The organism is Chryseobacterium sp. MEBOG06, assembly GCF_021869765.1.
Classification (GTDB): Bacteria; Bacteroidota; Bacteroidia; order Flavobacteriales; family Weeksellaceae; genus Chryseobacterium.
Genome location: NZ_CP084580.1, coordinates 3,799,886 through 3,814,464 on the forward strand (window position 1 = coordinate 3,799,886; position 14,579 = coordinate 3,814,464).

Below are 14,579 nucleotides of genomic sequence, written 5' to 3' on the forward strand. Positions count from 1 at the left end.
ATTTAAGATTCGGATGCTTTACAATTTTCAGCTCCTGATGTCTACTTCCTAGTTTTTGAATTCAATGGATACATTCAACCATTCATCATCAAATTTCGGACTGTATTTTTTATAAAAATTGATGGCAGGCTCATTCCAGTTCAATACCTGAAATACCATTCCACTGTACTCATTATTTATTCCGTGTTCTACAGTAGCGTCAAATAATTTTTTTCCGATCTGCATTCCCCTCATTCTTTCGGTCACTACAAGATCTTCAAGGTAAAGTCTTCTTCCTTTCCAGGTTGAATATCTGTCGTAATATAATGATATTCCTACAATTTCACCATTAAGCTCAGCAACAAAAGCCCCCCAAACAGGAGATTTGCCGAAACCATCTTCTGTAAATTGATCTACAGTAATAATAACTTCTTGCAAAGCTTTTTCATATTCTGCCAGTTCTCTGATTAATTCCAGCATGGAGCCGCAATCTTCCTGAACCGCTTTTCTTATAATAACCTCACTCATTACGGAGCCTGGATTTTTGCTAAAATTCTGTTAATGATTTCTTCGGTAGAAATTTCCTCTGCTTCAGCCTCAAAAGTAAGCCCCATTCTATGTCTCAGTACATCTTTAGCCAAAGCTTTCACATCTTCGGGAATAACAAAAGCTCTTCCTTTTAAGAATGCATAAGCTCTTGACGCAATAGCAAGATTGATGGATGCTCTTGGAGAAGCTCCAAAACTGATATAATTTTTAAGCTCAGAAAGTCCATAATTTTCAGGATAACGTGTTGCAAAAACCATATCAAGAATATATTTTTCAATTTTCTCATCCAGATAAATCTGGTTGATCAATTCTTTGGCCTCTACAATATCCTGAAGAGAAATCACAGGCTTCACTGTAGGCTGATGTGAAGTAGAAACCATTCTCATTACCAGTCTTTCATCTTCAAAAGAAGGATAATCTATGGTACATTTCAGCATGAAACGGTCACTCTGCGCCTCCGGAAGCAGGTAAGTCCCCTCCTGGTCAATTGGATTCTGAGTGGCCAATACCAGGAACGGTTTAGGTAACTTCATAGTTTCATCACCAATAGTCACCTGCTTTTCCTGCATCACCTCCAGAAGAGCTGACTGCACCTTTGCCGGCGCACGGTTGATCTCATCCGCCAGTACAAAATTCGCAAATACAGGTCCTTTTTTTATAGAAAAATCATTGTCTTTGATACTATAAATCATCGTTCCCACCACATCAGCAGGAAGCAGATCCGGTGTAAACTGAATTCTTGAAAAATCACCATGAACGGCATCAGCTAAAGTTTTTATTGCTAAGGTCTTAGCCAAACCAGGCACTCCTTCAAGAAGAACGTGACCATTCCCCAGAAGTCCTACCAAAAGGCGGTCTATCATATATTCCTGTCCAATAATAACTTTGTTGATTTCCTGTCTCAGAAGAGAAAATAAGTAGTTTTTTTCTTTTACTTTTTCCGTCAACTGACGGATGTCTTCTGCTTGATGTGTATCTGACATAGCTTGATTTAAAATAAGTGGTAAATTTCTGATAAATACTTGCATTAATCAACACAATAAATGCCATTTTTGAGTTAAAGTTTGTTAAATATTCCGGGATCAGCAAACGATCCGGACGTATACAGCCTGACTATCTTGCACATAAAACAGATTCATCAGATAAATAAGACCCTGTTCAAGGTGTCCATTGATCAGAAATATGATTGTTTATAAGATTAGAGTTTAGTAATCGTTAGGGTAAATGTATCCTCAGGAGCATCTGTGGTATCGTCATACGCTCCTACATTGATGAAATATTCAGTTCCTGCTGTTGTAGCAACTGTAAGGGTTTCCGTACCTCCGCCGCCAGCATTATCTACTGTATCCACACATGATAAGTTGCTACAACTTCCACTATAAGCACCGATCTGAGGATCAAAACTACTTCCAGCAGGCATTGTTACTTTAATAGTATACTGACTGTCATCTCCAATGAGTTTAAACCACGTTCCATCATTCATCCCCGTATCACCGGCACTTGAGCATACACTTATATTCCCAGCATTATTGGTTGTGGACACGGCATCATCCTGAGTATAAGCATAAGGAAAAGCTGACGCCAGAAAAGCTCCACTGCATGCATCATTTAATGGTACCGGCGGAATGGTTTTAAAAACATACTCCGAACACCCGGAAGAAACGACATTTGCCGAAACGGACGCTATTTTTAAATAATAATTAGTCCCTGTTGCAAGATTGGCCATTGGCGTAAAATCAGTTCCCGAAACTGATTGCTGGTTGATAACATCTGTTCCGCCCGGACTGGTACCTAATGAAATCTTGTAAGAATCAGCGCCAGAAACCGGAAGCCACTTTATATTGGGAGAAAGAGAAACATTCTGAATATTATTCAAGGGATAGATAATGAAAGGACAGCCAGGAGCCGTACTTGGTGTAAGCCCTGAAATAGTAACTGATGATTTATAATCTGCTCTTATTCCGCCTGGCAGTGCTGCAGTATCTACGATTCCACGATCCCCTTTATAATAAAGAGTTGAGTATGGAATATGAGTATAAACATGAAAAGCTTCATCAAAGTTATTAATATCGATATTGGGAGAATTCTCTTTTGCAGCGATAACCAGATTATCAGTATTATTATAAGCAAACGGAGTAGCAAAAATCACTTGTACCTGATTGTTATTTTTAACAACAGTTCCTTCAAATACCTGTGTAAGCTGAGTGGCAGGAATCCAATCTGTACCGGAAGAAAAAGTGTTTTTTGATGTATGCCCGAGATAAACAGTCCAGTTCGAAGATTCTACAATGGTTGACATAGGATCTATATAAAAGGTAAGGCCTGTAATATTTCCCGCAGCACTTGCATTGAGTTCCTGTTTAGGATAAATCTGCTGAACATAGGAATAGGAAAAAAAGCTACTTACAGGAGCAGTACCAACGTTTGTACTTCCGATATTTATATTGATCTGGGCCTTTACAGCCAACACTACAAACAATAGACTTAAAAGTAAAATTCTTTTCATTATTAATAATATTATTCTCGAATACCATGCTAATTTAACAATAAAAATATTGATTCTAACAATAAAAATAATATTCAGCCATATAATTCAGTACAAACTTTTTTTTTAAACAAAAACTACCCAATAATTATTTCTTTTACATAATCAGCAATAAAAAACCAACCGTTTCAAAAATAAAAATAATTAAAAGCATCTTTAATACATATTTAATATATTTACACTAAATACCAATAACATGTATAAAAGGCTACTTCTTTTAAGTATTTTCTTATCAAATCTTGTTTCATCACAAACAACTATGACTAATGTGATTTCAGATGCAGTATATTATGACGGCTATGCTGCCACGGTATCCAACCCTGTACCTAGCGGTTTGACAAGATTGAACAACGCCAGATATACGAGAAAACTTACTGATACCGAGCTAGATTCTTTCAAAGCTAAGATTGCTATGAGGGTTACAATAGGTGCACTGTGCGATAACTATGACCGCCTTGGTGAAGTCTTTTTAGCGTTGGTCCCTAAAAGCCAGTCTACTTATACCATTGCTGATCCGAATGTGAAACGAATTGAAGTTGGAAGATATATCACCCCATTCATGAATAAGAACCGGACCCCCTCAGAAGTTCCGTATACCTATGACATCAGCAATTTATATAACGTATTTCATGATAATGCCCTACGCAGCACCTACGATATGTATATGGAATTGGATGTTTTTGGAGTTCCTTATGCCGCACAGACACAGGTTTTGGGATGCTCCGGAAGAATTGATGTCTTTTCCGGAACGCTTACTTTTTTCTCAACAGATACCGGAGCTTCCGTTACAGATTCCAACAACCTTATTCCAATATTGAGCTATAACAGACTTAATAATTATAATAGTACAGACAGTACGGGGGAAACTGTAAGAATTGTAACATTCAACCTGCCTGATCCGGTTACTAATGCTCGTTTTTTTGTAATCTCCACTCCTCATGGTGCCAACGCCGGTGGTGAAGAATACATCAGAAGACAAAATTACACCTACATTGATGATGTACAGGTACTCACTTATACCCCCGGAGGAACTTCCTGTGAACCCTACAGAGTATATAACACTCAAGGTAATGGGATCTACGGAAATGTTGCTAAAACATTTGCTGACTGGACTTCATGGAATAACTGGTGTCCCGGAAATTCAGTTCCTATCAGAGAATTTACATTACCCAGCCTCACTGCAGGAAATCACACCCTGAAACACACAGTACCTACAGCTGTTTTCAACCAACAGCAAGGGGATGTCTATCTATCTGTTTATATGCAGGGGAAAAGTAATGTAACTTTGGATGTGAAAGATATTAAAACAGTAGACGTCAACATATATCCTAATCCCACTTCCGATTTTGTGAACGTTAAATCTAAAGTAGATGTTGCCTCAATAACTCTTTTCAATGTAGAAGGAAGAAAACTTACTGAGACCTATAGAGAAAACAGAATAGACCTTTCTTCATATAGTACCGGAGTTTACTTTTTAAATATTATCCTAAAAGACGGAACAATCTTTAAGCATAAAATCATCAAAAAATAAAACCATCTGCAACCCTATAGATCAAATCATTTGCATCACGTAAATATAACAAAACCCTCCCTGAATCTTTTCACAGGAGGGTTTTATATTAATATTTCACTTGACAGGCTTTTGTAAAATTCGATTCAAAAAACTTGATAATACTGGTTAAAACCTTTCAAAAAGAGAACTTAAAGCTAGCCTCTTCCTGAATAGTTAAAAAACTTTAACTTTAATCCTTTACGCAAAAAAATTGTCATTTCCAGTTTATTAAACTATTTTTGGTGATTAAAAAATCCGCTAAATGAATTATCATTTTCAAGCACACAGACAGGTAAGACGAAACCTTTTGGATATTCTTCAGAACACTTCTCATGAAGACCTTCTGCTGATCCCTGATGGTTTCAATAACAATATTTATTGGAATATAGCACATACAGTTGCCACACAGCAGCTTTTGCATTATTACCTGAGCGGAAACCCTTTCCGTATTGATAAATACTGGATTGAAACGTACAAAAAAGGTACTTTACCAAACTTAAATGTTCAAAAATCTGAAGTGGAAGATTTAGAATTTTTACTTACAGAAACTTCAAAGATTTTGATGAAAGATTATGACAGCGACTTCTTTTCAGACTATACCCCTTATACTACCAGTTTCGGAATGGATCTGAAAAGCATTCAGGATGCTATTATCTTTAACAATATGCATGAAAGCCTTCACTACGGTTATGTGCTGGCACAGAAAAGAGCAATTTTAGGAGAGAACGGAGGATAGCGGCTGTACAATAAGGTCAACGGCAATGTATATTTTACATTTGCTAAAAATGACTTACCCCGTACAACGCACTATTAAATTCACTCTATAACTATATAATAAATTTTCAATGAAAGACGATTTTATTTTCGGGCTGCGTCCCGTGATTGAAGCAATTGAAGCGGGAAAAACGATTGACAAGATCTTTGTGCAAAATGCACTTCAGGGTCCTATTTATGCTGAACTGAAAGCAATTTTGGCTAAAAATAAAATCCGTCCCAATTATGTTCCGGTTGAAAAACTGAACCGTTTTACGAGAAAAAACCACCAGGGTGTGGTTGCTTTTATTTCGGATGTTCCGTTTCATAAAGTGGAGGATATTGTTCCCCAATTATTTGAAGAAGGAAAAATTCCTTTCTTACTGATTCTGGACAGGCTTACTGATGTAAGAAACTTTGGTGCCATCTGCAGAACAGCAGAATGCGTAGGTATTGATGCTATTATCATTCCGGAAAAAGGAGGAGCCCCTATCAATTCTGACGCGATAAAAACATCAGCGGGAGCTATTTATAATATTAAGATCTGCAAAGAAAACAACCTTGCACACGCGGTAGATTTCCTTCAGCAAAGCGGTATTTCTGTATATGCTGCCAGTGAGAAAGCTCAGAAATTGATCTATGATGTCAACCTGACAGAGCCATGCGCTATCGTTATGGGAAATGAAGAGACAGGGATTTCTAAAGAAGTAATGCATCATGCAGATGAAAAAATAAAGCTTCCTATTGAGGGAAAAACTCAATCATTAAATGTTTCTGTAGCATGTGGGGCGATTTTATATGAAGCGGTAAGACAGAAAATGACTGTAACACCCAATCTATAAGACATGAAAATAAAATTTCTTTTACCATTGTTTTTTGTGCCCTTTTTACTAAAAGCGCAATTGAAAAGTTTACCTACAGACAATCGCCTTGCTACTGAGCTTGATAAAATTGTCCAGAAGGAAACTTCTGATTATATGAAAGATCCTTCTCGCGCAGGACTCTCAGTTGGAATCTTTAAGGATGGTAAAAGTTATTTTTACAATTACGGAACTGCGGAAATTGGAAAATCAACCCTTCCAACCTCCAAAAGTGTCTATGAAATTGCTTCTATTACAAAAACCTTTACCGGAACCCTTTTAGCCCATGCTTTACTGGACGGTAAAATTAAATTGGATGATGATATCCGGAAATATATAGACGGAAATTATCCAAATCTTGAATTTGAAAAGCATCCGATAAAAATTGCTGATCTTGCCAGTAATTCATCAGGACTGCCCCAGTTTTTACCAGATCAGTCGGAAACTTTTAAAAAGCCGATGGATTCTATTGCAATCGCCTTATCTGATTTTTATAAAAACTATTCCAGGAAAAAGTTTTATGAAGATCTGCATCAGGTAAAAATTGACTTTATTCCCGGAACAAAATTCAAATACTCGAATGTAGGGACACAAATTGCAGGTGACATTTTGGAAAAAGTGTATCATAAAAGCTATGCAGACCTACTTGCTGAGTATATCACAAAGCCAATGCAGATGAATAAAACCATTATTGGTACAGATTCTGCAAAGCTTCTAACCGGTTATAATGAAAAAGGAAAACCAATGCCCCGAAATATTACAACCCTTTTTGCCCCTGCAGGCGGAATTCAGTCTACGACAGAGGATATGGTAAAATATATTCAGTATCATATGGACAAGAACAACAAATATGTTCAGCGGTCTCATAGTTCGGGAGAGAAAAATAAAGGAGATAAATCCGGGTTATTCTGGAAAACTCACACATCTGATGATGGAAACCAGGCCATCTGGCACACGGGAGGTACATTTGGATTTTCAAGTGTGCTGATGATATATCCTTCAAAAAACATGGGAGTTATTCTGCTTTCAAACGAATCAGATGCAGAATCTCAGGGAAAACTGTATGGTATTGCAGACAGAATAATAATAAACAGTAGTAAGAAATAAAATTAAAAAAATCAAATGAAGAATATTGCAGCGCTTGCGCTTATATCATCAATAGCTCTTGTATCTTGTAAAAAAGAAACAGCAAAGATAACCAAGGTAGATCCTAAGACAGGAAAAACAGTCACTGTAGAAGTTCCGGCGGATTCTGTAGCTAAAGTGGCAGAAAACCCAGCTATCAGAGACTCTGCGGGAATTGTTATACAATCTTTCAAGCTTGAAAAAGGAAAAACTTATCCTCTTACAACGTACCAGAGAGATGTAAAAACAATGACAGATCCTCAGGGAAAATCTATCACTGCGACAAGTGAATCTACGGATGAAATGAATTTCATAGTAAATGATATCAAAGGAAATGTATACGACATGACCCTTAATCTTGTTGCTAAAAGAAGTTCACAATCTTCACAGGGAAAAACAATCGTTGTAGACACCAAGCTTCCTATTCCAAAAGAAGATGAGCTTAAAATGATATGGAATGTTAACAGAGCACTTACCGGAAATAAGCTTGCCATGAAAATGGATACAAAAGGTAATGTAATTTCCATCACAGGTTTTGATGCTGTATACACTAAAGTGTTAAACGCTGTAGGAACGATTATCAAAGATGCTAACGAAAAAGCAAGTGTAGTAGCCAGCCTTAAAGAATCGTTCAATGAGAAAGTATTAAAAGACCAGTTCCACAAAAACTTAACAATCATTCCTAAAAAAGGAGTAAAAGTAGGTGAAAAATGGACAACTTCTGAAAATGCTGACCCAAGCGGAAGTGTAAAGGTTACTTCCAATTATGTTTTAAAAAGTCTAGGAAACGGAACTGCAGAAATTGCTGTAACCGGTGGAATTCCTAAGAAAACTGAAAAGAAAGCTCAGGGAGCTATCACACACAGTCTGAGCAGCGAATTGGTTCAGAACGGGACCATTAAGTTTGACGAAAGTACAGGATGGATTACCAACCAGAATATCAATGTAAAAACCACACAGATTGAAAGTATTACAGATGGTAAACAATCTCAGTCTATGACAAGCATTTCCAACTCTTCTGTAATGGTAAATCCTTCTAATAAATAAATATTAAAAAAACACAACATAGACATCTTCTAATCAATCATGAAAAACTTTTTTTACGCTGCTTTAATATTATTTCCGTCTCTATTTTATAGTCAGATAAATTTTGAGCAAGGTTACATTATCAATCAAAAAGGAGAGAAAATAAATGGCCTGATCAAAAACTATGACTGGAGAAACAATCCAACGATTATAGAATATAAACAGACTGAAAATGATAAAACAGAGAACTTACAAACAATAGATTTAAATGAGTTTTCTGTGGGAAGTATCAAATATATCAAAGCAAAAGTTCTGATAGACCGATCTTCTTCAAACTTACAGTCTTTATCAGGAACAAAAGACCTTAACAGTAAAGAAGAAGTGCTTTTATTAAAAACTTTAGTGGATGGTAAGATAAGTTTATATAAATACAACGATCAGTATGTAACTCGCTATTTTTATAAAAAAGAGAATGAAGATACTTTCAACCAACTTGAATACAAAGAATATTTAGAATCAGACAGATTAATAAAAAATGAACAATATAAACATCAGCTAAAGAAAGAATTTTCTGATAATGGAAATATTACAAGTTCTGATATAGAAAGATTAGTTTATAAAGAAAATGATCTCAAAAAGATATTCTTAAATTACAATGGTCTGGAAGATGTAAATGATAAAAATAAAAATGATTTTCATATTTATTTAAAACCTGGAGTAGGTTTCTCAAGTTATAAAATACTTACACCTTCTAACGACAATACAATAAATGAATACAAAAAAAATAGTATTGCTTATCGTTTTGGAGTAGAACTTGAATATGTATTAAGCTTTAATAAAGGTAAATGGGCCCTTATCTCTGAGCCGACTTTCCAGTCTGTGAATTATAAAATAAATGATTACAACGACAAAAACTTTGAAATAAAATATTCTTCCATACAAATTCCGCTGGGGATTAAATATAATATTTTTTTAAATCAAAAATCAAAAATATATGTAGTAGGATCAATATTTTATGACTTAATTTTAAATAACAGCAAGGTTTTTACCGTTGATAATAATTCTTTCAGTGGAGGAGACAGCGCCTTTTATATGACCTTTGGTGCAGGATATAATTATGATAAGTTTGGAGTAGAATTTAAATGGGGCAATGTACCTACTTTTTCTTCTGCTTACTATGGACATGCGGGAGAAATAAATATGAATGGGGTTAATATTTCCCTATCATACAAGATATTTTAAAAAAGTAAATTATGAAGTACATCCTTGAGTTAGTACTCACTGCTATTATTATATTTTTTGTCTGGAATATTCTAAAAAGAATTTTCTTTAAGACATTTTATAGTTATCGTTTCAACAACAATAATCAAAATAACAGACAGCAGGATATACAGGACTCGAATAAGAATAATAAAAAAGATCTTAACTGGGATGCGGAAACCGTAGACTATGAAGAGGTAAAAGAGAGTAACGAAAAAAGGTAAAAATTCCAAGAAATAATAGATAATAACCAGTATGGCAAAAAATAAAAACTTAATTTATATTGCATCTTCAATAGTAGTATTTATAGTTTTAGCATTTTTATATTCCACTCCTGTATTTACAGGAAAACAGCTTTTCCAGCATGACATTGTACAATACAGAGGAGGAGCAAAAGAACTGCTTGACTATAGAGCAAATACCGGAAGCGAAACCTATTGGAGTGACTCCATGTTCGGGGGAATGCCGACTTATCAGATGGGAAGCCAGTTTAAAGGTGACATCATCAAGAAGATCGACAGCAATCTGAATTTCCTGCCAAGACCGGTCAATTATCTTTTCTTGCTTTTTGCAGGCTTTTTCCTTTTGGGAATGGTAGTGGTCAGAAACTGGAAGTATGCCTTACTGGGAGCAACCTTCTTTGGGCTTTCAACCTATTTCTATATCATCATTGCAGCAGGGCACAATGGTAAAGTAAATACTATTGAATATTTCGCACCGCTTTTAGCCGGAATTTTACTGGTTTATATCCGAAAACAATATATCTGGGGATTTATTGTCACCACCCTTTTTATGGGGCTCCAGATTGCGGCAAACCATCCGCAGATGACCTATTACCTGTTTTTAGCTTTAGGATTTCTGTTTCTGTCTGAGCTTATCAGAGCAATTCAGAAAAAAATACCAATGAAACATTTCCTGATCTCTTCAGGAATCATTGCTGTAGCATGTATCATTGGGGTGGGAATGAACTCACAGAGAATCATGGCCAATTCTGAATATGTAAAAGAAACAGTTCGTGGAAAACAGATCTTAACAAACGACAGCCATACTTCAGGAAAATCCGGAATGGATAAAGAAAGTATGCTGATGTGGAGCTATGGACAGCTTGAAACGCTGAACCTTTTTATCCCAAGACTAATGGGAGGAGGAAGCCAGGAACCGGAAGGAAAAGCAATGATGAACAGAGTTCAGGAACTTGTTCAGGAAAATGTAGGTTCGCAGGCTGAAATGGACAGAATTTCAAAAGGCTTCAGTGGAATGACCTATTGGGGTGATCAACCGGGGACTTCAGGACCTGCTTATCAGGGAGCTATCGTATGTTTCCTTACGGTATTAGGATTTTTCTTCGCATGGAAAAAATACCGTTACTGGATTTTAGGAGCTTCTATCCTGACTATTTTATTAGCCTGGGGAAGCAACTTTATGCCATTATCTGATTTCTTTATTGATTATGTTCCGTTTTATAACAAATTCAGAGCACCTTCGTCCATATTAGTGGTAGTGGAATTATTATTTCCTCTTATTGCTATTTTAGGGCTGTACAGATTCTTCACAGATGAAAAGCTTACCGGGGAACACAAACAAAAAATTCTTATGTATGTAGGCGGTGGAACATTAGGATTATTATTAATTCTTTTAGTCTTCGGAAAATCATTATTAGGATTTTCTACAGAAGGTGAAAAGACTTATTTCCCCCCTTTCCTTTTGGACTATCTGGTAGATGAAAGATATAAACTATTCAGAATAGATGCTATAAAAGCATTTATTTACGTGGCTATTGCCGGTGCCGCATTATTCTTAAGCTTGAAAAAGAAACTAAGTCAGAATATGGCTTTGGTTATCATTGGAGTAGTAAGTTTATTTGATCTTTGGACGGTTAATAAACGTTATTTAAATGACGAGAATTATGTAGACAAAATCTTTGCAGAAAACCCTTTCCAGACAGAAAGTTCAGAACTGCTTGCAGAAAAAGTTCAGGGAAACCCGAATTTAGAATCTATTTTAGCGAATGTAAATATCAACAAGACATTAGAAACTATTGCTGAAAAAGATAAGAACCACTATAGAATTTATAACCAGACTTTAGGAGTAACAAGTGAAACCAACACTTCATATTTTAAAGCATCAATTGGAGGTTACCATGCTGTAAAGCTAAGAAGATATGATGATGTCCTGAATGAGTACATCTCCAATATCGACAGTGTGAAAACACCAAAGATCCTGAATTTGCTTAATGCAAAATATATGGTTTTCGGAGGGCCGGATCAGCCGCAGGTAGTTCCGAATCCAAAAGCTAATGGAAACGCATGGTTTGTAAGTGACCTAAAGTTTGTAGATACACCTAATGAAGAAATTAAATCTATTGGAGTTATTGACAACAAAAAAACAGCTGTCATCGCATCATCTGACAAGTCTTATTTCAGCAATAAACCTGTTCAGGCAGATTCTACAGCCTATATCAATCTTACAAAATACCAGCCCAATGAATTAGAATTCAAATCTCAGTCGAAAACGCCACAGTTGGCTGTATTCTCTGAAGTTTACTATCCTCATGGCTGGAAAGTTATGATTGACGAGAAGGAAGTTCCTTACATCAAAGCAGACTATTTACTTCGTGCAGTACATGTTCCGGCGGGAAGTCATCATATCAGAATGGTTTTCGAACCTGAAGTGATAGAAAAAGGAAAATGGATCTCACTTCTTTCCTTCGGATTATTTATAGCACTGGCTGCATTTGGAATTTTCTGGATGAATAAAAACAAGAAAAAAGTAACTTTAACTGAACCAAAAGCGTAATCAATAGCACAAAATGGAACAGAAGAAAATACTGATTATCACCTATTACTGGCCTCCTGCGGGAGGCCCTGGTGTTCAAAGATGGCTGAAGTTTGCCAAATATCTGCCTGATTTTGATTGGAAACCCATCATTTATACACCGGAAAACCCGAGCTATCCTTTACTGGATGAAACACTTATGAAAGAGGTTCCGGAAAATATTGAAATGGTAAGAACCAAGATCTGGGAACCTTACCAGCTGGCAGAAAAACTGAATAAGAGCAATAAGAAATTTAAGGCCGGACAGTTTGATGTAGGTAAAAATCAAAGTTGGAAATCCAAACTATCAATCTGGGTAAGAGGAAATTTTTTCATTCCTGACGCCAGAGTCTTTTGGGTAAAACCTTCCATTCAGTTTTTGGAAAAATACCTGAAAGAAAATAAAATAGACACCATCGTTACTTCCGGTCCGCCCCACTCTCTTCACCTGATTGGTTTAGGGCTTAAAGATCAATTGCCAAACCTGAAATGGATTGCCGATTTCCGTGATCCGTGGACAGAAATTTCTTACTATAAACATTTAAAGCTGACTAAAAGTTCTGATAAAAAACACAGGCAGCTTGAAAGTGCAGTTTTTAAAAATGCAGATATTACTCTGGCGACAAGCTATACTGATGCAGAGAATTTCAGAAAGGCAGGCGCCAATGCATTCTGTATTACCAATGGATTTGATGAAAGTGATTCTGCTGAAAAAGTAAAAGATCAGACAATTCTCTCTGCTCATTCGGAAAGTAATCCAAACGGAGCTTTTATTTTGAGCTATATCGGAGTTTTGGAGCAGCTTAGAAATCCTGAAAATCTTTGGAAAGCGCTTAATGAACTGGTAAAAGAAAATTCAGAATTTGCAGAATACTTCAAACTCAAATTTGCAGGAAGAATTGATGACAAGATATTAAGTTCTATTGAAAATTCAAATCTTAAAAACCACATTCTGAATCTGGGATATCTTTCTCACGGCAAAGCTGTTGAAGAAATGGAAAACTCAGAAATGCTTCTTATCACCAATTTTCCAAATGAGTCTTCCAGAGGAATTATCCCCGGAAAAATATTTGAATATCTCGCTTCAGGAAAGCAGATTTTGTCATTTGGTCCGGAAAAAGCAGATGTTGCAAAGATTTTAGAAGAAACTCAGGCTGGGAAACATTTCAGTTATCATGATACTGAAACCGTTAAAACATTTATTCTTGAAAAATTTGAACTATGGAAAAGCGGAGAACTTCATAAGAATACCCAGCATATCGAGCAGTTTTCAAGAAGAAATCTTACTAAACAACTCACTGAAATTTTATAAAAAAAGGAAGCCGGAGGATAGCAATATGTCTGTTTCAATAAAGCAAACGCTCATCTTCACAAGGTAAAAAAACTCTACCCTCCCGCTTCTAAATTGTAACTTCTGATTTTCAATTTTCAACGCACAATTCTACATTCATTAAATCGTCCACTGGTCATTCACGACAGCAATCAGATAGTATTTTCCTTCAAACTCTTCAAATACAAACCGAACTGTTTTCCAGTCCATTTCACTTGACTTTTCAGCTCCTTTGATAAAATTCTCTGTAAAATCATCTTTCGGATAAATTTCTTTTAAATTATTCAGGGAATTACCTCCCCCCAGAAATTTATTCAATGAATATTGTGATGTAGTAAAGTCTTTTGAAAACACCCATTTGCTAAGATAGTCGTTAACTGTTGCTTTATAGGGATCTCCCGATCCGTCATGAGCTCCCCAGGTAAAAAGTGTTTTAGATGGCTGATACTTTTCAAAATCAGCCTTAGAAAAGTGTTTATCTTCTTTTAAATTCACAAAAGCATACATTGAAAAGCGGATTCCCTTTTCAGGATGGATGAATGAGGCAAAAGTTTTATAATCTTTATTCTTTAAAGCTTTAAGAATTTCATCATTTGCCTGTTTTAAAGCAGCTTCCTTCTCAGCTTTATTCTTAACCGTATTTGCTGCATTGTCAGATTTAGCCTGTGCCATTGAATCTATAACATTCGGAACAGGTTTTCCAGCTTCTTTCTTACAGGCTACGGCAAGGCTCAGAACAAACAGCGAAATCATCAGTTTTTTCATATTTTCAATTTTGTAATAGAT

Annotated in this window: 13 protein-coding genes; 9 read left to right on the forward strand and 4 right to left on the reverse strand. The window is 36.0% G+C overall.

Annotated features, from left to right (window positions below; all coding sequences use genetic code 11):
* Positions 1–48: 48 nt before the first annotated feature.
* The 3 genes from LF887_RS17425 to LF887_RS17435 form a co-directional block, all read right to left on the reverse strand.
* Positions 49–507 carry a GNAT family N-acetyltransferase gene (locus LF887_RS17425; protein ID WP_236855524.1) on the reverse strand — a complete coding sequence of 153 codons (459 nt, stop codon included), beginning with the start codon at positions 505–507 and terminating at the stop codon, positions 49–51.
* Positions 507–1,511 carry an AAA family ATPase gene (locus LF887_RS17430; protein WP_236855525.1) on the reverse strand — a complete coding sequence of 335 codons (1,005 nt, stop codon included), beginning with the start codon at positions 1,509–1,511 and terminating at the stop codon, positions 507–509. Before LF887_RS17430 ends, LF887_RS17425 begins: the two co-directional genes overlap by 1 nt.
* A gap of 215 nt (positions 1,512–1,726) precedes the next feature.
* On the reverse strand, positions 1,727–3,034 hold the full coding sequence (locus LF887_RS17435) for a hypothetical protein (RefSeq protein WP_236855526.1): 1,308 nt from the start codon (positions 3,032–3,034) through the stop codon (positions 1,727–1,729).
* A 235-nt stretch (positions 3,035–3,269) separates the two neighbouring features.
* Here LF887_RS17435 and LF887_RS17440 point away from each other — a divergent pair, with 235 nt between their 5' ends.
* From LF887_RS17440 to LF887_RS17480, 9 genes are all read left to right on the forward strand, one after another.
* On the forward strand, positions 3,270–4,604 hold the full coding sequence (locus LF887_RS17440; RefSeq protein ID WP_236855527.1) for a peptide-N-glycosidase F-related protein: 1,335 nt from the start codon (positions 3,270–3,272) through the stop codon (positions 4,602–4,604).
* Positions 4,605–4,887: 283 nt separating this feature from the next.
* The gene (locus tag LF887_RS17445; protein ID WP_236855528.1) at positions 4,888–5,361 is read left to right on the forward strand and encodes a DinB family protein; all 474 of its coding nucleotides are present in this window, start codon (positions 4,888–4,890) and stop codon (positions 5,359–5,361) included.
* 109 nt (positions 5,362–5,470) lie between these two features.
* Entirely contained in the window at positions 5,471–6,220 is a 750-nt protein-coding gene (rlmB, locus tag LF887_RS17450; RefSeq protein WP_236855529.1) for a 23S rRNA (guanosine(2251)-2'-O)-methyltransferase RlmB, read from the forward strand.
* 3 nt (positions 6,221–6,223) lie between these two features.
* Positions 6,224–7,345 (forward strand): serine hydrolase domain-containing protein, encoded by a 1,122-nt coding sequence (locus LF887_RS17455; protein WP_236855530.1) that lies wholly within the window; start codon positions 6,224–6,226, stop codon positions 7,343–7,345.
* 15 nt (positions 7,346–7,360) lie between these two features.
* The gene (locus tag LF887_RS17460; RefSeq protein ID WP_236855531.1) at positions 7,361–8,410 is read left to right on the forward strand and encodes a DUF6263 family protein; all 1,050 of its coding nucleotides are present in this window, start codon (positions 7,361–7,363) and stop codon (positions 8,408–8,410) included.
* Positions 8,411–8,449: 39 nt separating this feature from the next.
* Positions 8,450–9,631 carry an outer membrane beta-barrel protein gene (locus LF887_RS17465; protein WP_236855532.1) on the forward strand — a complete coding sequence of 394 codons (1,182 nt, stop codon included), beginning with the start codon at positions 8,450–8,452 and terminating at the stop codon, positions 9,629–9,631.
* A gap of 11 nt (positions 9,632–9,642) precedes the next feature.
* Positions 9,643–9,873: a hypothetical protein gene (locus LF887_RS17470; protein ID WP_236855533.1), complete on the forward strand. Its 231-nt coding sequence runs from the start codon at positions 9,643–9,645 to the stop codon at positions 9,871–9,873.
* 31 nt (positions 9,874–9,904) lie between these two features.
* Positions 9,905–12,445: a YfhO family protein gene (locus LF887_RS17475; protein ID WP_236855534.1), complete on the forward strand. Its 2,541-nt coding sequence runs from the start codon at positions 9,905–9,907 to the stop codon at positions 12,443–12,445.
* A gap of 13 nt (positions 12,446–12,458) precedes the next feature.
* Entirely contained in the window at positions 12,459–13,775 is a 1,317-nt protein-coding gene (locus tag LF887_RS17480; RefSeq protein ID WP_236855535.1) for a glycosyl transferase family 1, read from the forward strand.
* Between the two features lie 138 nt (positions 13,776–13,913).
* Here the strand turns inward: LF887_RS17480 and LF887_RS17485 are convergent, their stop codons facing one another.
* A complete protein-coding gene (locus LF887_RS17485; RefSeq protein WP_236855536.1) occupies positions 13,914–14,558 on the reverse strand; it encodes a hypothetical protein in 645 nt (214 codons plus the stop codon).
* Positions 14,559–14,579 lie beyond the last annotated feature (21 nt).

What these genes read in the sequence shown, in the direction of transcription:
- LF887_RS17455 (WP_236855530.1), top strand. Translation starts at nt 6,224, where the DNA reads ATGAAAATAAAATTTCTTTTACCATTGTTTTTTGTGCCCTTTTTACTA.
- LF887_RS17425 (WP_236855524.1), bottom strand. Translation starts at nt 507, where the DNA reads ATGAGTGAGGTTATTATAAGAAAAGCGGTTCAGGAAGATTGCGGCTCC.
- LF887_RS17485 (WP_236855536.1), bottom strand. Translation starts at nt 14,558, where the DNA reads ATGAAAAAACTGATGATTTCGCTGTTTGTTCTGAGCCTTGCCGTAGCC.
- LF887_RS17440 (WP_236855527.1), top strand. Translation starts at nt 3,270, where the DNA reads ATGTATAAAAGGCTACTTCTTTTAAGTATTTTCTTATCAAATCTTGTT.
- rlmB (WP_236855529.1), top strand. Translation starts at nt 5,471, where the DNA reads ATGAAAGACGATTTTATTTTCGGGCTGCGTCCCGTGATTGAAGCAATT.
- LF887_RS17435 (WP_236855526.1), bottom strand. Translation starts at nt 3,034, where the DNA reads ATGAAAAGAATTTTACTTTTAAGTCTATTGTTTGTAGTGTTGGCTGTA.
- LF887_RS17480 (WP_236855535.1), top strand. Translation starts at nt 12,459, where the DNA reads ATGGAACAGAAGAAAATACTGATTATCACCTATTACTGGCCTCCTGCG.
- LF887_RS17475 (WP_236855534.1), top strand. Translation starts at nt 9,905, where the DNA reads ATGGCAAAAAATAAAAACTTAATTTATATTGCATCTTCAATAGTAGTA.
- LF887_RS17445 (WP_236855528.1), top strand. Translation starts at nt 4,888, where the DNA reads ATGAATTATCATTTTCAAGCACACAGACAGGTAAGACGAAACCTTTTG.
- LF887_RS17430 (WP_236855525.1), bottom strand. Translation starts at nt 1,511, where the DNA reads ATGTCAGATACACATCAAGCAGAAGACATCCGTCAGTTGACGGAAAAA.
- LF887_RS17470 (WP_236855533.1), top strand. Translation starts at nt 9,643, where the DNA reads ATGAAGTACATCCTTGAGTTAGTACTCACTGCTATTATTATATTTTTT.
- LF887_RS17460 (WP_236855531.1), top strand. Translation starts at nt 7,361, where the DNA reads ATGAAGAATATTGCAGCGCTTGCGCTTATATCATCAATAGCTCTTGTA.
- LF887_RS17465 (WP_236855532.1), top strand. Translation starts at nt 8,450, where the DNA reads ATGAAAAACTTTTTTTACGCTGCTTTAATATTATTTCCGTCTCTATTT.